This is a genomic window from Porphyromonas sp. C0026D3 (genome assembly GCF_056590775.1).
Genome location: NZ_JBWPWU010000005.1, coordinates 139642 through 164006, shown reverse-complemented (window position 1 = coordinate 164006; position 24365 = coordinate 139642). Strand labels below are relative to the sequence as shown.

Genomic DNA, 24365 nt, shown 5'->3' with positions numbered 1-24365 from the left:
ATTATGGAGAAGTTTTGGATTGTATTTAAGCGAGAATATATAGAGAGGGTTAAGAAGAAATCATTTGTCTTGATCACTATACTTAGCCCTATATTGATGATTGCCATTATAGTAGTTCCGATGCTCCTTGGGCTAGGATTACGTGACACATCAGAAAAACAAGTCGTGATACTTGATCAAACCGGAAAATACTTCAAGACAATAGCCAGTGAAGGTGCAGATAACGCAGATGGCTTTGTCTTCAAGGATGCCAATGCAAGCTTGGAAGAGTATCGCAATAGCCCTGACGATATTTATGCAGTAGTCCTTATAAACAACGACTTGTTGGATAATCCTGATGCCATTACGATCTTTTCGCATACTTCTATTCCTAATCGTTTGCAAGATGAACTGAGTCGTATATTGAAAGCTAAATTGCGTAGCGAGAAAATTGCATCGTATAATATCCCCAACTTAGACAAGATCCTCGAAGATTCGAATGTTGCACTCAACATCTCGTCCGTCCAATGGTCCAACGATGGCAAGGAAAAGCAGTCATCAACTCTGTTGGCTACTGTTGTCGGTCAGGTATTCAATTTTTCAATCTTTTTCTTTGTCACTATATATGGTAGTATGGTGATGAGTAGCGTTACTGAGGAAAAAAAGAATCGCATTGTTGAGATTATTTCTTCATCCGTCAAACCAACAACCTTACTATCAGCTAAAATTATGGCCATTGGCGCCTTAGGGTTGACACAGGTCCTCATATGGGGCATATTTCTGATTGTTGCTTTTGTCGTCCTACAAGGGGTTTTCCTTAGTTCCATTACGCTCAACCTTAGTCAACTTCAGACCAATGTGATATCAACAGGAAATTTTGATGCTACCGATGTACAGGGTATCATTGAACCGATGATGTCCTTCAACTTCACTGGAATTTTATTTGCGTTTGTCTTTTATTTCATCTGTGCTTACGTCTCATACGCATCTATATTTGCGGCACTTGGAGCTGCAACCGATAGTGACGAGGATGTACAGCAATTCATCGGTCCTGTTATGATTTTCATGGTGTTTGGCTTTTATGGAGCACTATACTCAATGGACAATCCAGATGGTCCTCTAGCTTTGTGGGGTTCTTTTATCCCATTTTTAGCACCCTTCGTAATGATGGTTCGCCTACCATTTGATCCCCCATTGTGGCAACTGGCCCTATCTTGTTTAATTACAGCTGTTTCGACTGCCTTTTTGGTATGGGCTGCTGCTCGAATATTTAGAACCGGACTCCTAATGTATGGGAAAAAGCCTACTCTCAAAGAGCTACTAAAATGGCTAAGGTATAACTAAAAGGGCCTTTTGTATATATTTGTGCGTAAATATCCAGCATCTCGTAAAAAACAATAGTAGAATCCATATACTTCTCGATGGCAGCAAATAAGAAAGCACATCAAGTCCCAGAACCTGTTCTTCGTCGGTTACCATGGTATTTAGCCTATGTGAAACTGTTGAGTTCACGAGGAGAACGAGTCGTTTCTAGTACAAATATTGCCAAAAGTATTGGTGTGGACTCAGCACTTGTGGCAAAAGATCTATCATTTGTTGACATTTCTGGGAAAACTCGCGTCGGATACGATGTCGAAGAGATGGTCCACGTATTGGAACGGTTCCTTGGATTTACCGGCCATCATAAAGCATATATATTTGGGGTGGGAAATCTAGGTGCGGCACTGCTACAAGACAAAGGTCTTTCCCAATACGGGCTTGAAGTTGTTGCAGGATTTGATATAGATCCAGAGCTAACGAACACCACGATTCACGGTGTGCCTGTGTATCCTCTTGAAGATCTTGAGCAAAAGAAGTCTCTAGATGTCAATATCGGTATCCTTACGGTTCCTGTAGATGTGGCGCAAGCAGTTACCAATACGATCGTTGGAATCGGAATTGAAGCCATTTGGAATTTCACGCCATTTCGAATCATCGTTCCTGATACCGTAGTGGTCCAAAACACATCTATGTATTCACACCTAGCAGTCATGTATAACCGGATGAGAGAGTTGCTGGCCTAAATGAAGATATTTTGTACCGAGTATACTCTCCTTGGAGCACCTAGGCGGACAGAATATCCGATAGGCAATTTTTTCATGCGATCCGACAATGCGATCACCAATTCAGGCAAGACACTATACACGCCGACTTGGAGTTCTGATATGCATTTTGTACCAGTTCTTGTTGTACGCCTTTCCAAAGCAGGAAAGTCTATACAAGAGTGCTATGCACATAAATACTACCATGAATTAGCCCTCGGAGTAAGCTTTGTAGACCTCCAATATTATCGAGCGACTTCAGCACTTGGCCTGGATCCATCATTAGCTTACAACTTTGACGGCTCCTTGGCGATATCACGGTTTTTCCCCCAGGAAGAATTTCCCGATACCATTCGACACGTCATGCTAAATAACCAGGACGAGCCAATAGAAGGAGAAGCAATTATCCATCAGAGTGTAGTGTCTCTTGGACACATTCATCAAACGATAGCAATACTCAGTTGCTACTATCTAATGAAAATGGGGGACTGTATTGCATTCCCACTGGTTGACACATTTACACCGGCATCAGCCCCTATGCAACATCTGTACAGTACCACAGATGATCACCTAATCCTAAACTCTGTGATAAAATAAAAACACATATGTACTCCATCAAGGCACTTATTCATACAACAGCTTGTTCACTATTTATTTGCACGACCGCTTTTTCTCAAGACTCTCAGATGGGATCTGCGCCCCAAGACAAATATTGGTCACCTATCATTGTAGGCTTACCTGCATTATCTGTTTCACCTGATGCCCGTAGTACTGGTATGGGAAATATTGCTGTTGCTACAAACGCAGATGCATTTGGCATATGCCACAATATGTCCAAAATGGGGTTTATTTCAAATACTTGGGGCATTTCATTATCCTATACACCATGGATGCCTGACCTCTTTAAGGATATGAATATTTCATATCTATCAGGCTACTATAGTTTTGAGGATGCAACAGGGTTGCGACATACACTTTCAGGCTCTTTGCGCTATTTCAACATCGGAAAAGCTCTTACGTTTCCTAATGGAGTTGCAAATCCAGTACCGGTACACCCCTATGAGTTCGGTGCAGATATCGGATATGCACTGAGGATGCATCCATATTGGAGTGCTGGGGTGGCACTTAGATATGGAGTCTCCGATTACAACTTTTCCGTCAATCAAGTGACTAGCAAAGCACAGACTATCCTTTGTGATCTATCACTCACATACAGAGCTCCTGTGAATATAGCAAACCATAATGCAATGGTACAGGCAGCCATTGCCACAAATAACATTGGAGGCAAACTCACTCATGATGGTGGCAGGACTTACCTCTTCTCTCCTGCCGTCTTTCGGGTTGGAGTAGGGGTAGACACCCAAATATCTAGCATCCACCAATTGGGCGTCTATACAGAGGCGACCAAACTAATGGTTCCAATATTTCCTATCGGTACAGGAGGACAGAAAGACAAAGAAAAATACTATAGTCAAAGCATCCTAAAAGCTTTATTTGGCTCATGGGGGGACAATCCAAGAGGCTTCATCGGAGAACTCAAGGAGATGAGCTTTGCTATGGGGGCTGAGTATACATACGCGGAGCGTCTTACGGCGCGTGTTGGTTATCATTTTCAGAACGCCATGAGTGGCACAAATGGTGGGCTATCAATGGGAGCTGGTATTGTATATGAGTTTGTTAAGTTTGATGTTTCATATTTCCTCGCGGATCGCCCCAACTCTCCACTAAATAACACTCTCAGATTGACCGTAAACCTTTCATTCTAAGCACAATTAATAATTATGCAGAATCAACATGGATTTCAAATAAGAGTAGGGCAAGGCTATGACGTTCACCGATTTGTGTCAGAAAGAGAGCTCTGGCTAGGAGGTATTCATATTCCTTTCGAAAAGGGTCTACTCGGACACTCCGATGCAGATGTGTTATTGCATGCCATTATGGACGCTATGCTGGGTGCATTGGGCCTGCGTGATATCGGCTACCATTTTCCAGATACAGATCCTCATTACTCCGGAGTGGATTCCAAAGTTTTGTTGAGCGCAACGCATGAGCTTATCCAAAAGGAAGGATACCAGATCTGTAATATAGATGCGACTATCGTGGCTGAACGACCAAAACTAAATCCATACATTCCCCAAATGACTGCTTGCATCGCTGATATTCTAAATATTATGCCTTCGCAGGTTTCAATCAAAGCAAGCACCAATGAAAAAATGGGATTTGTCGGACACGAGGAGGGAATGATGTCATTAGCCGTAGTGTTAATGGTTAAAGAATAGAGATTATATAATGGGGGGAAGTATTGGTCCTCCAGTGATATAAGAGTGAAGTGCGTTTCTTTTGTGTCAATTAAACATAAGGTTGATTATAATTCGTTTTGTTTATTAGGATAAAGATAGCGATATGTTTTTATTTTCCCTTAAGTTTGTGCGAAAATAGGTAATTTGTACTTTTATTAGACACCTGCACAAAGTGGCCAAAGAGTATATATGATTCTGAATCACTTATCAATCACCAACTACAAAAACATAGAAGAAGCGTCTCTTCGTTTTTCAGAAAAGCTTAACTGCATCATAGGTGCCAACGGAATGGGAAAGACCAACCTTATAGATAGTATTTACTATCTGTCGTTTACGAAAACGCACCTATATCTTCCGGATAATATGGTCATAAAAGATCATACAGACATGGCTATTATTGAGGGACAATACACCATGAATGACAAGGAAGAACGGTTATTTTGTGGTATACGAGTAGGGAAGCCCAAAGTCCTGAGACGAAATAAAAAAGAGTATGACCGCATAGCAGACCATATAGGTGTATTTCCTTTGGTCATGATCTCCCCTGCGGATATTGACCTGATCAAGGGAGGAAGTACTGAGAGACGTAAGTTCATGGACCAGCTTATATCGCAAGAATCAGTATCCTATCTTACCTCTCTGATTAATTATAGGCGGCTACTTGATCAGCGCAATGCACTTCTAAAGCAGGAGTATGGAATAGATCTGTCGTTGCTCAATATTTTATCGGACCAAATGGCCATTGAGGCAGAGACTATTCTTGAAATTCGGCTCAAATGGGTTGAGCGTATCCGACCTCTGTTTTTGGAGTACTACAATCAAATATCTGGTGGTGATGATCACGTGGAATTACGGTATATAGCGTCAGAACCTCTATCTGACTACACTGCGCCATCACTGAAGAAATCTTGGAGTCAATCTATTGATAAAGATAGAGCTTTGGGATACACAAGTCTTGGTCCTCATCGAGACGACCTAGAGATGCTACTCAATGGTTCCTTAATCCGAAAAGTTGGATCTCAGGGGCAAAACAAAAGCTATATGGTAGCGTTAAAGTTTGCCCAGTTTGCCCTACTTTCTCAGATCCATGCTGGAAATACGCCGATATTGCTTCTCGATGACGTCTTTGATAAGTTAGATGAGAACCGAGTGGACAGGATAGTACAGCTCGTTTCTGGACCTAATTTTGGACAAATTTTCATGACTGATACTAACCGAAAATATTTGGATCAAATACTTGCTTCTCAAAAGGAGCCAAAGTATACCCTTTTTGAAGGTAAACAGGGTTGCTTTAGAGTTTTAGAGTCTGTGTAAATGATTGATATTCTTTCCAGTTCATACATTTATGAGAATCTACAAGGTTGAAAAGGTAGACGAGATCCTAAGCAAGATGACGGAATCTTTAGGTTTTTTGATGCTAGCTCAGCTACACAAGAGTTTGGGAGAGGCATGGAAAAAGATACCAGACTCAACACTTCGTGAGTTAGACCTCGCTATCAGTATAAATACGGATGGCACGCTTTTAATTGAATGTCCCTCCAGTGTAGCACTTACATATGTGAGAAATAGGCGAAAAATGATCGCAGATCATCTAAAAGCAGAAATAAAAGGCCACAGTATTCAACAGATCAACATTACACTGTCCAAGCGCTAATATTCAGAACGTCAAAACCCTTTTGTCGGTGATAATAGCATCCATGCGCCAGTCATATGGAGCCATAGGGACCGCCTCAAATATCTGAATGTCATAGGCAAGAGCTATTTTATATTCTATCAAGTCTTTATATGACTCAAAATAGCGATCATAGTAGCCTTTTCCATGCCCTACCCTTCCTCCACATTGGTCAAAAGCCAATCCAGGCACAAGTATAATATCAGGAACAATAGGATTGGAAACAGCTCGTTGTGGCTCACGAATACCAAATTCTGATATTGTGTACTCACTTGGATCCGAATATTCATAAAAGTGCATTATCGTCGCCCCCTCTACTCTCGGGACCAAGATCGAATACTTGTCTGGAAAACAGATCAGCTGGTCTATAAGTGGACCAGTATCAATCTCTGTAGACATACTTAAAAAGAGGCCCAGACGAAGTGGTTTTGAAAATACCTTCAAGGATTGTAGATTCCAACCATCTAAAAACTCGAGAACATTTTTTGCCATTCTAACAGAAAGATCAGCTCTGTCGTTGACCAAAGCAATTCGTCTTTTTGCCTCAAGTCTAGTCTCTAGCTTAGTTTGCATATCAAGGCTCTTTGAATGCAGTTTGAGCAATGCTGTCGGGCAAAACTAAATCCTCTTGAGGAATCTGTTGCGGAGTATAGATTTCATTGCCAAACAACGACACTACGCATTGCATCATTGGGTCATGAAGACTGAGTGCTTTCTCCGATGCATCCCGACCATAGGTGTAGTTTAGAATCACAGAGATCAGAAGATCCTCAAGTTTTCCTTCTGCTTGGTGTATAAGGAAATTGCGAACCCGTATACCATATTCTTGATTTGCAAAGGTGGCCATCTGCCATGTCAATCCTTGCCTTGTGAGAAAAACATAGCATGTTTCTGCACTTCCAAGACTTTTGAGGGCAGTCCTATACTTATCAGCGTATCTGAACGCAAACGATGGAATCACACCTTTTGAAAATACCTGTGCCGTATACGAGTTGTACCCAACGGTATCACGAGGTATAAAAATGTCAGGGGTAATCCCTCCGCCACCATATACGGGGCGTCCTGAATAGGTATGGTAAAGCATATCCTTGTCCAGATGGATGGAATCACGATGAAATAGTTCTCCATTTTGGAGTCGATCGAGCCAGTCCATTGAATATTCGTTGTCTTGCCCGAGCTCATACCTACGCTGTATACAACGACCTGATGGAGTATAGTATCGTGCAATGGTCAGATGAATGGAAGAGCCATCGTAGTATTCAAATGGTTTCTGTACTAATCCTTTGCCATATGTTCTACGCCCGACAATGATACCTGCGTCATTGTCTTGTATGGCTCCACTAAGTATTTCTGAAGCCGACGCTGACACCTCATTTACCAAAACATAGATAGGTACATTTTGAAGACTTCCTGTACCATCAGATCTAAAGTCTTCTCGCGGAACATTATGACCCTGCATGTACATGATCAGTCGATTAGCTGGTAGTATTTCGTTGCTCAGAAGCAAGGATGCCTGCATGACCCCACCAGGGTTGTCACGAAGGTCAATAACGAGTCCTTTCATGCCAGCTTTTCTAAGTGTAGCGAAAGCCTTCATGAAGTCGTTATAAGTGTTGGTCGCAAATGTAGAAAGCTTGATAACACCAAGAGAATCATTAATCATGTAGGATGCATCAACAGCGTTCATGTTAACAGTCCCACGTGTCACAGAAACATCATGTACATTTCCAGTCTCTGGATTTCGTATTTTTAGGTGTACAACACTACGGTTAGGTCCTTTGAGTTTTGCACGAATGGAGTCAGCTGGCACGCCTACGTTTTCTATAGAATGTCCATCCACATACACGATACGGTCTCCTGGAATAATTCCAGCTATGTCAGAGGGACCATTCGGGACAACATCAAGCACAACTGCTGTATCCTTCAGATAGTTGAATGTCACCCCTATCCCATAAAAGTAACCATCAATACTTTCAATCTCTTGTTTCCGTTGCTCAGAAGTAAGAAAAGAGGAATGAGGATCCAGTTGGCTCATTAGCACAGGTATGAGATCCTCTACAAGATTATCTGGATTGACACTGTCTACATAATATTTTTGAATTAAATACAAGGTGGACTCAAGCTTTTCCATCGAAGAAAGTTGCCCATAACGAGTAAGAAAAGCCACACGATTCCGCAAACCAGCATAAAATGAACCAACCCCCACCAATATGAGGAGAATCGCAACAACCCCGTACCTGAAACCCTTTTTCATGAATCCACTTCTATTCTTCGCCTGTTTCAAAAGGCAAATAAACGATCTCTATTCCTGCTTCTTTTAGCAAGTCAACTCCAGCTGTCAATCTATATCTCTGCGCATATACCACCCGCTTGATCCCCGCTTGTATGATGAGTTTGGAACACTCAAGGCATGGGGCATGAGTAACATAAACTGTAGCGCCACTGCTATTATTGTTAGAGGCTGCTACTTTTGATATTGCATTGGCTTCTGCATGAAGGACATAAGGCTTAGTTAGGCCATCTTCATCCTCACACACGTTTTCAAATCCCGACGGGGTACCGTTGTATCCGTCAGAAATAATCCGTTTATCCTTTACCACTAGTGCCCCCACCTGCAATCGTTTACAATAGGAGTTCTCCGCCCAGATCCGCGCCATGCGCAAGTATCGTTTATCTACAATAAGTTGTTTATCCTCCATTGATAACATAGCTAACTATTTTTGACACAAGGGTAATGATTGTCCATTTACATACGTTCTGGCACCTCTATTCCGAGTAAATCAAGCGCAGATGCAATAACCCTAGCGGTTAGTTGACAAATAGAGACTCTCATGGCCTTCAGTGTTTGATCCTTTTCGTTAAGAACCGAATAGTCATGATAAAATTGGTTGAACTCTTTTACCAAGTCATACACATAATTTGCAATCATGGCCGGATTCATATCCATTGCTGCGGATCGTACTAAAGCCGGAAATGCATCAAGCGTGATGATAAGTGTTCGTTCTTTCTCTTCTAGTTTAATAGATCCCGAAACATCTTGTAGCCCATGAATACCCTGTTGCTCAGCATTACGCAAAACACTACTTATACGGGCATAGGTGTATTGGATAAATGGTCCCGTGTTGCCATTAAAATTGATGGTTTCAAAAGGATCAAACAGTATGTTTTTTTTAGGATCCACCTTGAGTAAAAAGTACTTCAGCGCACCCAAACCCACTTTTCGTGCCACTTCTTTGCGCTCATCATCCGACATGTCTGTCATCTTATCTAGTGATGATGATACTTCGTATGCTTGATCAGTCATCTTCAAGATCAAGTCATCAGCGTCTACTCTAGTCCCTTCCCGACTTTTGATCTTGCTACCGTCCGGCAGTGAGACCATTCCATAGGAGAAATGCTTGAGATCTTTTCCAAAGTCAAAGCCAAGCTTATCCAAGATTATGGAAAGTACTTGAAAGTGGTAGTCCTGCTCATTACCAACTACATATACCATTTTATCAATCGGATAGTCTTGGTACCTCATTTTCGCTGTACCGATATCCTGGGTAATATATACGGAAGTCCCATCTGCTCTTAATAGAAGTTTTCGATCGTACCCCTCATCGGTCAAATCAGCCCATATAGAGCCATCTTGATCTTGTGTGAAGATTCCTTCTCTCAATCCTCGATATACTTCTTCTCTTCCGACGGTGTAGGTATCGCTTTCATAGTATATTTTGTCAAAGCTTACGCCTAGGTTCTTGTAGGTTTCATCAAACCCTTCATATACCCAGCCATTCATTGTCTTCCAGAGTTTTCTTACCTCTTGGTCTCCGTTTTCCCAATCCTTGAGCATCTGTCTTACCTCACACATGAGTTGACTTTTTTGCTCGGCTTCTTCTCTAGAAATTCCCTCTTGTTCTTGAATTTTGGTGATCTCCTCATTGAGTTTCGTCCCAAAAAGCACGTAAAATTCGCCTACAAGATGATCTCCCTTTTGACATGAAGATGCCGGAGTAATGCCATTTCCCCATTTTTCCCAGGCCAACATTGATTTGCAAATATGCACCCCACGATCATTGACAATATTGGTCTTGATTACCCGATTGCCTGCAGCCGCCAGGATTTTGGAGATACTATACCCTAAAAGGTTGTTGCGTACATGCCCCAAATGTAGTGGCTTATTCGTGTTTGGAGATGAGTACTCCACCATAAAGAGTGGTGCCTTTTCCGTGACTTTATGAGTTCCAAACTGCTTCACCTCTAGATCATCAACCAATTGTTTAGCAAAAAAAGTATCGCTCAGTGTTATATTCAAAAAACCATTGACAACATTGTAATCCTTTACCAAGATTGGATACTCACTTTTTAGCTCAATACCTATTGCTTCGGCTGTCGCCTGAGGTTTAGATCGACTCACTTTCAAGTATGGGAAAACGACCAAAGTGTAGTGCCCTACAAACTCCTTGCGAGTAGGCTGTATGGATATGTTCTCTGGTTCTTCATGTAGGCCGTATAATGCTTCAAGTACTTTTGCTACACATACTTGAATATTGTACTCTATGGAATGGTTGGATAGCGACATTATTTCGTTTTTGATTTAGTTTAATCCTCGGACTTAAATTTGTGGATGGAGGGGAATGCAAAAAGACAGCTATTCACTAGAAATTCTGATGGATAATATTGTCCACCTACTTATAGCTCCTCATCGTCATCATAACATACTGCCAGTGACTCATCGTTGTTTTCGTCCTCTTCAACTCCTCTTCCGGATAGGGCTACGTGCATATTTTGTTGCACCAATGGTGACACATCATGAAAATTATTCACCGTTATGCTCCTCCAGATCAAATCTTTGAGTTCAACTAAGCCCTGAGTTGTCACAGCAGAAAAGAAGCAATGTGGAACGTCTTTTGGCAAAGTTGGTGTGAGCAGTTTTATGAGTTCTTCATCTATGAGATCGGCCTTTGAGATACCGAGAATACGGTTTTTATCCAAGAGGTCTGGGTTATATTGCTCCAACTCGTGTAGGAGCACTTCGTAGCTCTCCTTTATATCATCAGCATCAGCAGGGACAAGGAAAAGCAATACAGAGTTTCTCTCAATATGTCTCAAGAACCTTAAGCCAAGTCCCCTACCCTCTGATGCACCTTCAATGATCCCAGGAATATCAGCCATCACAAAAGACCTCCCATCACGATAGCTTACGATACCCAACTGGGGTTCTAGAGTTGTAAAAGGATAGTCTGCAATCTTAGGCTTTGCAGCAGATATAGATGACATGAGCGTGGACTTCCCAGCATTGGGAAAACCTACCAACCCCATATCGGCTAGCATCTTGAGTTGCAGGACGACATACATTTCTTGGTAAGGCTCACCCGGTTGAGCATATCGCGGAGCTTGGTTCGTTGACGTGGCGAAGTTGTAATTACCAAGACCTCCCTTACCTCCTTTTAGCAACAAGATTGTTTCTTGATCCTCTTTTACCTCACATACATAATCTCCCGTCTCAGCATTGTAGCAGACGGTGCCGAGTGGGACATCTATGTATACATCCTCACCATCTTTGCCACTACACTTATTGGCACCTCCAGCCTCGCCATTGGTAGCCATCACGTGGCGGTCGTATCTCAGTGGTAAAAGGGTCCAATAGTGTCTGTTCCCGCGGAGGTAGATGTCACCTCCACGACCGCCATTACCTCCATCAGGACCTCCCTTGGGCACGAATTTCTCTCGCCTAAAGTGCCTTGATCCAGGACCGCCTCGTCCTGATCTACAATAGATTTTTACGTAGTCAACAAAGTTAGTCTCACTCATCGGAGAGTTTATTTTTGCGTATCAATGGCATCTGTGATTCTCCGTGTGATCTCGGAGACTTCGCCCATACCGCACACTGAGATATACTTACCTTGCTTCTCAAAGTAACTAATAACCGGTTCTGTGTCACTATGGTAGACCTTTAGCCTGTTGCGAACAGAGTTTTCGTTATCATCGGATCGACCAGAACTTTTACCCCGCTCAATTATCCTTCGGATCAGTTCCTCTTCCTCAACTTCTAGCTCAACGAGTATGCTAACATCTTCACCCCGTTTTTGGAGCATTTTCTCAAGTGACTTTGCTTGTGCCACAGTACGTGGAAAGCCATCAAAAATCACTCCCTTCGCTTGATTTCCCATCTCGCTCAGTCGATTATCCATCATTTCAACAATGATCTCGTCCGGCACCAACTGGCCATTGGCGATAAGTGCTTCAGCTTTTTTCCCGACAGAGCTTCCTTTTTTTATTTCAGCTCGAAGCATATCTCCGGTTGAGATATGCTCTAGTCCATAGTGTTCCTTTACGAAAGCACTCTGAGTACCTTTTCCAGATCCCGGAGCGCCAAAAATCAAGATATTCAGCATAAATTTATTTTGGTTTGTTTCAATCATCCACCTTGACATAGATGTCTCTGTACATGCGTCCTCTGCCACAGTAGTCCAGTCCTCGACCAACGATAAAGTCATTGGGAATCTCCAAGCCTACGTAGTCCGGTTTGATTGCACACTCCTTGTGAGCATCTGGCTTCGACAGCATGACTGCAACCTTTACATCCGTTGCCCCCCTCTCCTTGTATAGCCGCACCACCTCCGTAAGCGTAAAGCCAGTGTCGATCAGGTCCTCAAGTATTACTACGACCCGACCATTCACATCTGCTTGGGGCTTCATGAGCTCACGCAATACTCCTGTAGAGCTCAGACCACTATAGCTTGAATACTTTGCAAAAGAAAGTTCATAGGGCTTTTCAAACTGCTTGGAAAGATCTGAAGTGAACATATAAGCACCATTGAGAATGCAAATAAACAACGGATCTTGGTCAGCTAGATCTTGTTCTATCTCCCTAGCCACTCTTTTTATTTCAGGAACAATCTGATCTTCAGATAAGTAAAGCTTAAACGTAAGCTCATCGATTTGTACTGTTTCCATTTGTCTTCAACTTTCGGATGTTTGTACGAAACTACTCTGCAAATCTAACAAAAAAAAGGCAGTAGCCTCGGCGATATTTTATAAATAAAAAGGATTAGGGTAGAAACCGAAGAAACGCTATATTTGTACTAACATGTTATTAGAAATACTTAATAAGATGGAGAACTGAGTATCTATTTTGCCCATCTCAAAGAACTAAGCAGAGTCATGATTGATTACATTAAAAACAACTTCAAAGAGGGAGACTACCTAAGCATTACCGGATCAGGGAGCAGAATCAATGGAACTCTCATATACATAGATAATAGGCTTGTAGTGCTTCGCACCCTTTCTGGAGCTATTGAAGGGATCAAAGCAGATGCAATTGTCTCGTTTTCAACTCAAGCGCGTGACAAATATAGCGTCAGAAGGGACAATAGAGATAATAACATTAGCCAGCAAACCACGCTTAGACAAACAGAGCCTATACATACGAATCCTATCACGAACACGTCTACCGACTCTGATCTAAAGGGATTCGCTTTCAGACAATTCAAGCCTGGGGACAAGATACCGCTTGATGAATTGACTCATCGAGATCCATCGTTGACGCATAATTGGCGTCTAAAAAGGGAAACAAAAGCCCGCTCAAGTGCTCTACAAGAAGAGTTACTGACCCTTCTTGACTCCACATCGGAAGGAAGCACCCTCCAAGAGAATTTGCAGACCATCAAATCGATGGGTAAAATAGTAGAACTAAACCCCTGCTTCCATTTTGGATTCATAGATGATCTTGGTGATGGTCAGCGCTATTTTTTCAACAAATTTGACCTTGTTGACGATGAACTCAAGTATGCACAAGGTAAGGAAGTAGAGGTAATATACCTACGCACAACTAACAGAAAGGGAGTGGCGGCCAAGTGTGTCCACCGACCGACATCGGCAGCACAACTACTTGACTTAGTGAAAGAAATGATAAAAAAAGAAGAGTTTCAAAATGCCAAGTATATTGTGCAAATGATTCTCAATGCCTACCCACAAAATCAAATAGCACGTTGTTTAGCTGATGCGTTTGAGCAAGCGAGTGATGACTTACTCCCTGCAAACAGAAATCCCGAAAGTAATGCTGAGATGTATTCTTACTACAAAGAAGGCAAAAAAAAGTTGGTGGAGAAAGATCAAAGGGGAGCTATCCAAGCCTTTCAGATGGCATTAAGTGGTGGATACCGAAAAAGTAGTTGTATTAAGGACATCAGCCAAGCATATATTTCCTTGTATACTGGCACTGAGGATGAGTATGAACGGAAGCGAATTCGCACCGAAGCATTGGACTTCATGGCAAAGCACAGATCAGAGTTGCCCAAAAATCAGAGTACACTCTTCACGCTGGAAAACTTTTATTTTGCGTTAGGAGATTATCAACAGCATATAGATGTCGTAAAGCAAGTCATCGTAAGGTGTGCAGAAGAAGGAGAATTAGCTCAATACGTTTTTTACCAAAACAAAGCTGCTCAGTGCTATATTCGACTTGGAGAACTCAATAAAGCACTTGATGCTACCACGCATGGTCTTGAGGTTGATCCGGAACATACCAATTTACTGAAAACACGTCATGCAATCATGGAAGCCATGAAAGGTAATGGGCTTGAGATGAAGGAACACTCCACCGAAAACAACGAATGAACGGAGATATGCCCCAATTCCTTCCACCACTGGCAGAGCGTCTCCGTCCCCAAAAACTAGAGGATTATTTTGGGCAGGAGCACTTGGTGGGTCCTGGTGGTTCTTTGCATGAAATGATTTCAAGCAAAGTTTTTCGTTCATTTATACTATGGGGGCCACCCGGGGTTGGCAAAACAACACTCGCATATATCGTGGCTCAACAAATGAAAGTTCCTTTTTACCAGTTGAGCGCTGTAAGCTCAGGGGTGAAGGAGGTACGGGAGGTAATTGAACAAGCACAAAAGCAACATGCTGGTCTGTTTTCCCAAGGGACTCCCATCCTTTTTATTGATGAGATCCATCGCTTTAGCAAGGCACAGCAAGATTCTCTTCTGCATGCTGTAGAAAGGGGAGTTGTCACCTTGATTGGCGCGACTACGGAGAACCCTTCTTTTGAGGTTATCCGCCCCCTACTTTCCCGGTGTAGGGTGTTTGTGTTGAATCCTCTTGACGACGAAGCTCTTGGCAAGTTGCTTAGTCGTGCGATCCGTCAAGATGTTGTTCTGAATAAGCTGACCTTTGAAATACAAGAGACAGAGGCACTTTTTGCGACATCGGCTGGAGATGCGCGTAAGCTGCTCAATATCATAGAAATTCTTGCCTCTACATCGGAGGCTACTGAAAAGCAGTCTGTCACTATCAACAACCAGATTGTGACTAGTGAACTCAGACAAAATCTTGCAGCGTACGACAAAGGCGGGGAACTGCACTATGACATAATATCTGCATTCATCAAGAGCATTCGTGGTAGTGATCCAGATGCAGCCATTTATTGGCTTGCTCGCATGATCGAAGGAGGGGAAGACCCTGAGTTCATCGCAAGGCGACTAGTCATTTCGGCCTCCGAAGATATTGGGCTCGCCAATCCCAATGCATTGCTGATCGCCCAAGCAGCATTTGACGCTGTGCACAAAATTGGCTGGCCCGAAGGACGAATCCCATTGGCTGAAGCAACGATCTACCTTGCGACATCTCCAAAGAGCAATAGTGCATATAACGCTATAAATTCAGCCTTGACCTTTGTCCGCAGTGCCCCACCCTACCCAGTTCCGCTACACCTTCGAAATGCCCCCACCCAGCTGATGAAAGACTTGGGCTATGGAAAGGGGTACAAATACCCCCACGATTACATCAACCACTACACAGATCAAGAGTACCTGCCCAAAGCAATTACTGGAACAAAATTTTGGCACAGTCAAGACAACGCTTCAGAAAACAAACTCAAGCAACAGACACTTAGCTACTTACGAAACGATCAGCCAAAAGCGTAAAATCAAGATAAATTGCGTACCTTTACACTAGAGACCAAAACGAATATGCTATAATAAAACCACTATTTATTAAACTCAAACCAAACATCGCCATGAAAATACGCAACTTTTCAGCAGGTCCATCCATTCTCAACGAAGGAGTTATCAAGAAATCAGCCGAAGCCGTTCTGAATTTTGCAAACACTGGGTTATCCCTCATCGAAGTATCCCATAGGGGCAAACCTTTTGTTGCAGTCATGGATGAAACATTGGCTCTTTTCAAAGAGTTACTCAACATCCCGGATACCCACGAGGTGATATTCTTAGGTGGTGGGGCCAGCTTGCAATTTTACCAAGCGCCACTGAACTTTTTGAAGACCAAAGCAGCTTACCTTGACACTGGTACGTGGGCTAGCAAAGCAATCAAAGAGGCGAAACTCGTGGGAGACGTGGAAGTTGTTGCCAGCTCAAAAGATGACAACTACTCGTACATTCCCAAATTCACAATTCCTGATGACGTGGACTACTTCCACTACACATCAAACAACACCATCTACGGGACCGAAATCCGCTATGATCCAGATTGCAAAGTGCCACTAATTTCAGACATGTCGTCTGATATTTTTACACGTGAGATCGATTTTAGCAAATATATTTGCGTCTATGGAGGAGCTCAAAAAAACCTTTCTGCTGCCGGCGTTACATTTGTTGTGGTTAAGAAGGATGCACTTGGCAAGGTGGATCGCACACTGCCCACCATGCTCAACTATCAGACCCATGTAGACAAGGGCAGTATGTTCAATACCCCACCTGTATTTCCGATATACGTAGCCCTCCAAACACTGAGGTGGTACAAGGAACTAGGTGGTGTGAAAGCGATAGAGAAACTCAATGAGGAAAAGGCCAAAGAACTGTACGCAGCCATTGACGAGTCAAAGATTTTCCGTGGTACTGCTGAGGCAGATAGTCGTTCAATCATGAATGTCTGCTTTGTCATGAAGGACGAATACAAGGATAAGGAAGCTGACTTCCTTGAATTTGCGACTTCGAGAGGTATGTCTGCTATCAAGGGACACCGCTCCGTTGGTGGGTTCCGAGCATCTATCTATAATGCAATGGATATCAATGGTGTTCGAGACCTAATTGCTGTCATGAAAGACTTTGAAAAGCAAATCTAAAACTAGAGAACTGAAGGCTTCCCGATCATGCAAAAGAATTTCGAAAAGGTTATTTTGATATTCCGAAAGCATGGTCGGGAACTTTTGGACTATCAAAAACGAATCTACTACTAAAATTAATCTACTACCATTATGTCTAAAAAAATACTTGTCGCTACAGAAAAGCCATTTTCGCCCGTTGCCGTAGAAAAGATCAAAAACGTGATTGAAAAAAGCGGGAACACACTTGTTTTGCTTGAAAAATATACGGACAAAGCTCAGTTGCTTGAGGCCGTAAAAGACGTGGATGCCCTTATTGTCCGCTCCGACAAAGTAGACCAAGAGGTGTTGGATGCGGCAAAGAAGCTCAAAATTGTAGTACGCGCTGGAGCTGGATATGACAATCTTGACACAGCCTATGCCTCAACAAAAGACATAATTTGCGAAAATACTCCCGGACAAAACTCTAATGCAGTGGCAGAGCTGGTCATTGGACTTGCAATTATGGCAGAGCGAAACTTCTACAATGGCAAGTCCGGAGGAGAACTCAAGGACCGAAAGATTGGTATCCACGGCATGGGACATGTGGGACAAAACGTCGCTAGAATAGCAAATGGTTTCGGGATGAGTGTTTACTCCTATCGACGATCAAAAGATGAGGAGCCAGGGGTGACCCGTCTTAGCTCCCCTGAAGAACTATACAAGATTTGTGACGTCATATCACTGCACATTCCATTGAATGACAAAACGGCAAAGTCTGTTAACTACGATTTACTGAAACTCCTCCCGAAAGATGCCGTTTTAGTCAACACCGCCCGCAAAGAGGTTATTAACGAGGATGATCTACTGAAAGTCATGCTCGAGCGACCTGATATCAAATACGTGACTGATCTAAAGCCCGATAAAGAAGCTGAGTTTTGCAAACTAGAAGGTCAGTACTTCTCAACCCCTAAAAAGATGGGTGCACAGACAGCAGAAGCCAACATTAATGCCGGAGTTGCAGCTGCGGAGCAAATTTGTAAGTACTTCTCTACAGGAGACACAACTTTTAGAGTAAACTAAAATTTTTCCACTAACACTAATATAAACTCACAACATGGCAAAAGTAAGACCTTTCCGAGGACTACGTCCTCCTAAGGACCTAGTTACCCAAGTGGCTTCGCGCCCATATGATGTTTTGAATAGTGATGAAGCCCGTGAAGAAGCAAAGGGTAACGAAAAGTCACTATACCACATTATTCGCCCAGAGATCAACTTCCCGGAGGGAAAGGACGAGCATGATCCGGACGTTTACTTGATGGCAAAGGAGCAGTTTGAAGCATTCAAAAAAAAAGGATGGCTGGTCCAAGATGAAAAGCCCTGCTACTATATCTACGCACAAACCATGAATGGTAAGACCCAGTATGGAATTGTGATTGGTGCCAATGTAACAGACTATCTGGAAGGACGAATCAAAAAACATGAATTAACTCGCAAGGACAAAGAGGAAGATCGGATGAAGCATGTAAGAATACTAGATGCCAACCTTGAGCCGGTATTCTTTGCATTTCCTGACAACAAAGTGCTTCAAGGCATTATAGATAAATACAAAGTTCAAACACCAGAGTATGACTTTGTTGCAGAGCATGATGGCTTTAGACACACTGTCTGGGTAGTTTCTGACAATGGAGACATTCAAACCATCACCGATGCCTTCGCCGATATTCCTTCTCTGTACATTGCAGATGGGCACCATCGCTCAGCGGCAGCGGCATTGGTAGGGGCCGAAAAGGCAAAAAACAACCCCGATCACACTGGTGATGAAGAGTACAACTACTTTATGGCGGTGGCCTTTCCGGCCAGTCATCTCACCATTATAGACTACAACCGTGTCGTTAAAGACCTCAATGGTTTGTCCGAAAAAGAGTTTTTGGAGAAACTTTCGGAACACTTTCTTGTCGAAGAAAAAGGCGCAACAGAGTATAAGCCACAGAAACTCCACAACTTTAGCCTCTACATGGATGGCAAGTGGTATTCTCTCACGGCCAAAAAGGGAACATACGATGACAGTGATCCTATAGGGGTGCTCGATGTAACGATAAGTAGCGACCTTATACTCCGTGATATCTTGGGCATAACTGACCTAAGAACGAGCAAACGGGTGGACTTTGTCGGTGGCATCCGCGGCCTTGGTGAGCTAAAGAAACGCGTTGACTCCGGCGAGATGAAAATAGCCTTGGCATTATATCCGGTATCTATGCAACAGATTATAAACATTGCAGATACAGGTGCAATCATGCCACCCAAGACTACTTGGTTTGAGCCCAAACTACGTTCAGGTCTAATAGTGCATAAGCTTGAAGACTAACTAACGGCCTACTTACATAAACGAGAGGTGAGGGGGTGCATTAAACATGTCACACCCTCATCTCTTATTTTGTATCCACTAAAAAGTTTAGAGAAGAATTACTTGATACTATTCCCGAAAGTATGTGAAAACTAATAGGAGTATACTATTCTTTCAAAAACCTGATTTCCAAATCACAGTTCACGACAGACAGCTCTGTCAAATAAGTGGTACCGACAGTCTCAACTACAAAAAGCATAGAAAAGGGGGATGCCACAACACGCTGCAAACAAAGCAATTGAAGTAGCCCCAAATTTTCACGAATAGAAGCAATCTGTTTCACGGATAGAAGCAAAAGTTTTCACGGATAGAAGCGTTCGTTTAGATGGTGTGGATCCCTGAAAATGGTTGACTTGTTTTGTTGTTGAATCGAGAATCAATTGATACCCTTTTTTGCTAAGTCAGCCAGTGTGTGTTTCTGGTTAGAAACGACTACCTTTGTAGTATAAAGATGGATCAATCTGTACAATAACGACCCCAACCATACAATGATAAAAAAAACACTCTACGCACTTCTCCTAATTGCTCTGGTTCCGGTGATGTGTCTTGCCCAAAGTGGCAAAAACAGACATGTCGTCCAATCCAATGAGACCCTCTATCGTATTGGTCTGAAGTATGGTATTTCTGTAGCTGAACTGTATAGCCTAAATCCGGGAGCTGAAAAGGGAATCCATGTCGGGCAAACCCTCTACCTTCCCGATCGGTTGCAACTACAACAACAGCAGGATACGGAGCGATTTCATAGCGTGAAAGCCGGGGAGACCTTATACTCTATCTCAAAACAATATGGAGTAAGTGTTGATGCCATCCGTAATGCTAATCCTGACTTGGGGGACCTCTCTGCTATCCCAATAGGTGTTATCATCAAGATTCCACTCCCTGGCAGTACCTTCGGGGCTGGAAAGTCCGAAAATATGGTTCCGGGTCCGCCTGTCAGCCCAACCAAGCAGGTGACAGGGCTAGCGGTCATGACCGTTGCGCCCAAACAGACGGTATACAGTATTCTAAAGATGACAGGGTGGTCGGAGGAGGTCTTTTACCACTACAATCCTCATGTCCGTAGTGGGCTAAAAGCAGGACAGACGGTTTTTGTACCTGATACAAAACTATCCAACAACCAAGCCACCACCCCTACCCCAGAGAAAACTCCCGGTCGACTTGAAGACAATAATGCGACAAATGTGGTGCTGGCCCTCCCTTTTGAGGAGGATACACAACATCGCTTTTCTGACTATTATAAGGGTTTTTTACTCACGATCAAGTCGGCAAAAATGGCCGGAGCAACGATCAACCTACATGTACTGGACTGTGGAAAGACGCAACTAAGCAATACGCTTAACAAAATACAAAGTCTGCCTAAAGTAGACTTGATAATCGGTGGTGTGTCGAATAACTCGGTTGCTCGTTTGGCAAAGCTCTCCGGGGAGAAGGGTGCGCTTTACGTTGTTCCCTTTTCATCAAAAGATTTGTCGGTCGAAGCCATGAACGGAGCACGCATCTATCAGGTGAACACTCCTCACCGCTTGTTGTACGAAGTCGCTACAGAAAAATTCATGAGTCAATACCAAGGCTACGAGGTCCATTTTGTGCAATTTGGATCGGACACCGAAGAGAAAGGTGACTTTGTGTACCTACTCAAGCAAAAGCTTGTAAAAGCCGGTCGTTCCTACACCGAGAGTCCTAGTACATCGGGGGTATCTACGCTGGCGGAGCTTGTTCGCAAAACAACGCATACAGTGGTGGTGCCGACCTCTTCGTCGTTCGCTGCCGCACAAAGCACTCTCGCTGCCGTTACTGATGCAGTAGGCTCAGATGACTCAGAGGGCTCAGAAAAGATTACGGTGTTTGGCTATCCAGAGTGGCAAACGTATACCTCACAGCTAGAGGCACTCTTTCATCGGACAGGCGCAACCTTTTACACCACCTTTTTCCCAAACCCAATGCATAGAGATTACCGGGCTTTTGAGCGTGAGTTCATCACCTGGTTTGGGCACGGCGTTGGCACCACTTTTCCTCGGTACTCAATCCTAGGGTATGACACGGGGTACTATTTCTTGGCCCCGGGGCTCAACAGTGCGCTTACCCAAAAGTCGTCCGGCAATAGACACGACTCTCTCTACGAGGGGATTCAGTCTACGCTTGATTTTAGGCAACAGGGCAATAAAAATTTATACAGCAATCAAGGTGTTTTTTTCGTAACCTACAATCGCAATGATCGATCTACCTCAATCAACTAGCGTGGCTCGGAAGCCTTATTTATTGATCATGATTGGGCTCCTGCATTGGGGTCTGATTTTTCCACACGCTTTTGCGCAAAAGACCGACCCCAAGCCTCGATTTATGATCGGTCCGACAGGAGGAGTGAATTTTTGTTCTGTGGTGTTTCAGCCCACCATTCAGCAGGTGCCAAAACTCGGATACGATGCTGGCGTGATCTTCAGATACGATGTCACAAAATTTGCGGGAGTATGGGTAGAGATCGATTATTCCAAGAGGGGCTGGAAGGAGGTCAATGAAAAGGTTCCGGGATATGCATACACGAGGGAGTTGAGCTTTGTGAACGTTCCGATTATGACCCACTTTATGGTCGGGAATAGTTCGTTCAAGCCAACCATAGACATGGGAGCGAGCTTTGGATACTATCTAGGCGAGCATGGAACGACGCTTCTACCGGATGGAAAGAAGAAAGTGAAAATTCCTATGGCTCATCACGACACACCAATCCAAAACAAGCTATTTTGGGGTGTTGGAGGTGGAGTCGGACTGGAGTATCACTCTGCGCATATAGTGGTCGGTCTGAGAGGTTCTTACACCTATGGTTTTGGGGATTTGTTTCACAATGCACGCACAGACACGTTTGTGAAATCGTCTGAACAGATCATCTCCACTAAGGCATACGTTCTTTATGCTTTTTAGCTTGGTCAGTAGTAGAGTATGCTCTTGAGTTTGGCACAGTCAGCTGCATCAAAGTCAAGTTCTCTTTTGAGGTAGTTGTAAACACTACCATATTTTTTTCTGATTGCAAAAAACAGAGATTGAAGGTCATTCTCTCTGGACTGGAAAAACTCAGTCACAGCTTCTTGAATACTTGACGATAACTTGTACCCCCCTGGGATCAGCCGATCTACCACCAACAGTTGATTGCTAAGCATGTAGTCGTTGATGATATCGGCTTGAGAAACTCCCAATGCACTCTGGATGAGGATAGCTAGAAATGCGACTCGCTCTTTTCCGTACCGATCACTTATTAGGATTGGGTAGTGATCCGGATCAAGCATGTAATGCAAGGCCATGCTAAACTGTTTGGTATTTTCGAATGCGTAGCTATTGAAAAGGTCTTCGCGAAAGTAAGCAATGTTTTCACTACCAAGACTTCCTTTCTGCAACTTATCCAAGAACTGCTCTGTGTCCGTATTGGTTTCGGGGAGTAAAACGACACTCAATGCCCCGGTCAGTTTGGAAAGATGATGCTGGGGAATGCTATTGTCATCCGACAGAATCAATTGGCTCTTTATGCCAAGTGTATTGAGAAAAAGGGAGTCATGTTGCGTGATACCTTCAAGTGATCCGGAACGATACAACATTCCCCATCTAACTTGATCTCCTTTGGTAGTCATGTACCCTCCAAAATCTCTAAAGTTGGTTATCGACTGGGTTGGTAGCGTACGCGATGAAACGATGCGACTCTCTTTTCCGTCGAACACCATGAGGAAAAACTGCATACCAATTTTATCCGTAGGTGCCAATATGGTTGTTTGCTCCTTTTGGATTGCTTCAGTCACTACGGGAATTGTCGGGTACCTATCGGCTTCCGGGGAGGCGTATATTTTCACATCACCGGACATCCCCGGATTCACCTGCCAGCGAATGACGTAGTTGCCATCATCGTGAATATCGGATCGTGTGTCAATGTCGTAATAGCTCTGCTTGGAGCACGAAATAGTAGCCACAACAATCAGATACAACAAAATCGTTCGATAGAGGTGGAATATGTGTCGTCTTTCACCACCGTCACTATCTTGGGGGTATGTAGTCTCTCCGAAGTCCATTCTCTTTTGTTCCTAACTTTGCACCAAATATAGCAAAAGAGTATCAGGGGCAAGGTGGAAATTACATGTAATAACGTTTTTTGAAGAATTGTGCCTCGGATACAATCCAAGCCACGACAATGGCCTAGAAAAGTTCTGACAAGACGCTTGGAGAACGTAGGTCACCTACGATTGGGTAATAGTGTGCAAGATGCTCAAGTAGCAACTCCAACAGTTCTTTGCGCAACTTGCGGTTCTGAGTGACACTGTATAGATTTTGCTCCGTAAGGCACCTATATAGCGTATGGCTTCCACTCTGATGCGCACGATCGGACAGAGAGCTAATAGGACGAAAGATGCCATCACTAAAGCTAAGTACATATCCTGGACAATATTGATCAGTCTGTGGCAAAATGCCGAAGTGGCGCACTAGAAGAATCAATAGCTCCAGATGAAAGGAAGCCAAGTCACACTCCGGTAGGTCATCCATCTTCAACACTAGTGAACTAAGGTCGGTATATAGGTTTTCGTCCGGACCGTTTGAACTCAATAGACGGCTTAATACTTCGGTTGAAAATATAGCGACAGCGTTCCCAACAACACTACTGCTTGCACAGAATGGAACATGAGAGATTTGGACCTCGAGTGGCAATTGTATCTCTCTCATAGGTCTATAGTCCAGTGTGACACTTAGTTGAGAAAGAGGTATAAAAAAGGCTCTCGCCCCAGTCGACTTTTGTCGCTTGGAGCGAGAGATTTTGAACGACATTGAGCCAATCTTTTCACTGTATGTCTGTACAATACTTGCTGTGTCGGAATAGCGTACAGACTTCAGCACAATTAGCTCAGTAGTTGTCAGCATAGGCTGC

Annotated in this window: 23 protein-coding genes; 14 read left to right on the top strand and 9 right to left on the bottom strand. The window is 43.4% G+C overall.

The window, feature by feature from the left end; translation table 11 throughout:
* Positions 1-3: 3 nt before the first annotated feature.
* From AC1EK1_RS05570 to AC1EK1_RS05540, 7 genes are all read left to right on the top strand, one after another.
* Complete coding sequence (locus AC1EK1_RS05570; RefSeq protein ID WP_480306052.1) at positions 4-1323, top strand: ABC transporter permease; 1320 nt, start codon at positions 4-6, stop codon at positions 1321-1323.
* A gap of 77 nt (positions 1324-1400) precedes the next feature.
* On the top strand, positions 1401-2042 hold the full coding sequence (locus tag AC1EK1_RS05565; protein WP_480306050.1) for a redox-sensing transcriptional repressor Rex: 642 nt from the start codon (positions 1401-1403) through the stop codon (positions 2040-2042).
* The gene (locus tag AC1EK1_RS05560; protein ID WP_480306049.1) at positions 2043-2657 is read left to right on the top strand and encodes a fumarylacetoacetate hydrolase family protein; all 615 of its coding nucleotides are present in this window, start codon (positions 2043-2045) and stop codon (positions 2655-2657) included.
* 8 nt (positions 2658-2665) lie between these two features.
* Complete coding sequence (gene porV, locus AC1EK1_RS05555) at positions 2666-3826, top strand: type IX secretion system outer membrane channel protein PorV (RefSeq protein WP_480306048.1); 1161 nt, start codon at positions 2666-2668, stop codon at positions 3824-3826.
* 15 nt (positions 3827-3841) lie between these two features.
* On the top strand, positions 3842-4339 hold the full coding sequence (gene ispF, locus AC1EK1_RS05550; protein WP_480306047.1) for a 2-C-methyl-D-erythritol 2,4-cyclodiphosphate synthase: 498 nt from the start codon (positions 3842-3844) through the stop codon (positions 4337-4339).
* Positions 4340-4549: 210 nt separating this feature from the next.
* Entirely contained in the window at positions 4550-5674 is a 1125-nt protein-coding gene (recF, locus tag AC1EK1_RS05545; protein ID WP_480306046.1) for a DNA replication/repair protein RecF, read from the top strand.
* Positions 5675-5705: 31 nt separating this feature from the next.
* Positions 5706-6014, top strand: a complete 309-nt coding sequence (locus AC1EK1_RS05540; RefSeq protein ID WP_480306045.1) for a DciA family protein — start codon at positions 5706-5708, stop codon at positions 6012-6014.
* A 3-nt stretch (positions 6015-6017) separates the two neighbouring features.
* Here the strand turns inward: AC1EK1_RS05540 and AC1EK1_RS05535 are convergent, their stop codons facing one another.
* From AC1EK1_RS05535 to AC1EK1_RS05505, 7 genes are all read right to left on the bottom strand, one after another.
* Entirely contained in the window at positions 6018-6605 is a 588-nt protein-coding gene (locus AC1EK1_RS05535; RefSeq protein ID WP_480306044.1) for a 5-formyltetrahydrofolate cyclo-ligase, read from the bottom strand.
* Position 6606: 1 nt separating this feature from the next.
* Complete coding sequence (locus tag AC1EK1_RS05530) at positions 6607-8286, bottom strand: S41 family peptidase (RefSeq protein ID WP_480306043.1); 1680 nt, start codon at positions 8284-8286, stop codon at positions 6607-6609.
* Positions 8287-8296: 10 nt separating this feature from the next.
* Positions 8297-8731, bottom strand: coding sequence for a deoxycytidylate deaminase (locus tag AC1EK1_RS05525; protein ID WP_480306042.1), 435 nt, complete (start codon positions 8729-8731; stop codon positions 8297-8299).
* A 47-nt stretch (positions 8732-8778) separates the two neighbouring features.
* Complete coding sequence (gene argS / locus AC1EK1_RS05520; RefSeq protein WP_480306041.1) at positions 8779-10596, bottom strand: arginine--tRNA ligase; 1818 nt, start codon at positions 10594-10596, stop codon at positions 8779-8781.
* Between the two features lie 110 nt (positions 10597-10706).
* On the bottom strand, positions 10707-11828 hold the full coding sequence (obgE, locus tag AC1EK1_RS05515) for a GTPase ObgE (RefSeq protein WP_480306040.1): 1122 nt from the start codon (positions 11826-11828) through the stop codon (positions 10707-10709).
* A gap of 8 nt (positions 11829-11836) precedes the next feature.
* A complete protein-coding gene (locus tag AC1EK1_RS05510; RefSeq protein ID WP_480306100.1) occupies positions 11837-12412 on the bottom strand; it encodes an adenylate kinase in 576 nt (191 codons plus the stop codon).
* Between the two features lie 19 nt (positions 12413-12431).
* On the bottom strand, positions 12432-12974 hold the full coding sequence (locus AC1EK1_RS05505) for a phosphoribosyltransferase (protein ID WP_480306039.1): 543 nt from the start codon (positions 12972-12974) through the stop codon (positions 12432-12434).
* A 207-nt stretch (positions 12975-13181) separates the two neighbouring features.
* Here AC1EK1_RS05505 and AC1EK1_RS05500 point away from each other — a divergent pair, with 207 nt between their 5' ends.
* The 7 genes from AC1EK1_RS05500 (at position 13182) to AC1EK1_RS05470 (ending at position 22384) form a co-directional block, all read left to right on the top strand.
* Positions 13182-14636, top strand: a complete 1455-nt coding sequence (locus AC1EK1_RS05500) for a hypothetical protein (RefSeq protein WP_480306038.1) — start codon at positions 13182-13184, stop codon at positions 14634-14636.
* A complete protein-coding gene (locus AC1EK1_RS05495; protein WP_480306037.1) occupies positions 14633-15946 on the top strand; it encodes a replication-associated recombination protein A in 1314 nt (437 codons plus the stop codon). Before AC1EK1_RS05500 ends, AC1EK1_RS05495 begins: the two co-directional genes overlap by 4 nt.
* A gap of 92 nt (positions 15947-16038) precedes the next feature.
* Complete coding sequence (serC, locus tag AC1EK1_RS05490) at positions 16039-17103, top strand: 3-phosphoserine/phosphohydroxythreonine transaminase (RefSeq protein ID WP_480306036.1); 1065 nt, start codon at positions 16039-16041, stop codon at positions 17101-17103.
* A 132-nt stretch (positions 17104-17235) separates the two neighbouring features.
* Complete coding sequence (locus AC1EK1_RS05485; protein ID WP_480306035.1) at positions 17236-18144, top strand: NAD(P)-dependent oxidoreductase; 909 nt, start codon at positions 17236-17238, stop codon at positions 18142-18144.
* A gap of 34 nt (positions 18145-18178) precedes the next feature.
* Complete coding sequence (locus AC1EK1_RS05480; protein WP_480306033.1) at positions 18179-19429, top strand: DUF1015 domain-containing protein; 1251 nt, start codon at positions 18179-18181, stop codon at positions 19427-19429.
* Between the two features lie 527 nt (positions 19430-19956).
* Positions 19957-21705, top strand: a complete 1749-nt coding sequence (locus AC1EK1_RS05475) for a LysM peptidoglycan-binding domain-containing protein (protein WP_480306032.1) — start codon at positions 19957-19959, stop codon at positions 21703-21705.
* Entirely contained in the window at positions 21680-22384 is a 705-nt protein-coding gene (locus AC1EK1_RS05470) for a porin family protein (RefSeq protein WP_480306031.1), read from the top strand. Before AC1EK1_RS05475 ends, AC1EK1_RS05470 begins: the two co-directional genes overlap by 26 nt.
* A 5-nt stretch (positions 22385-22389) precedes the next feature.
* On the opposite strand, the gene AC1EK1_RS05465 is transcribed toward AC1EK1_RS05470, so the two are convergent.
* Complete coding sequence (locus AC1EK1_RS05465) at positions 22390-23418, bottom strand: tyrosine-protein phosphatase (RefSeq protein ID WP_480306030.1); 1029 nt, start codon at positions 23416-23418, stop codon at positions 22390-22392.
* Positions 23419-23641: 223 nt separating this feature from the next.
* Positions 23642-24358 carry a recombination protein O N-terminal domain-containing protein gene (locus AC1EK1_RS05460; RefSeq protein ID WP_480306029.1) on the bottom strand — a complete coding sequence of 239 codons (717 nt, stop codon included), beginning with the start codon at positions 24356-24358 and terminating at the stop codon, positions 23642-23644.
* Positions 24359-24365 lie beyond the last annotated feature (7 nt).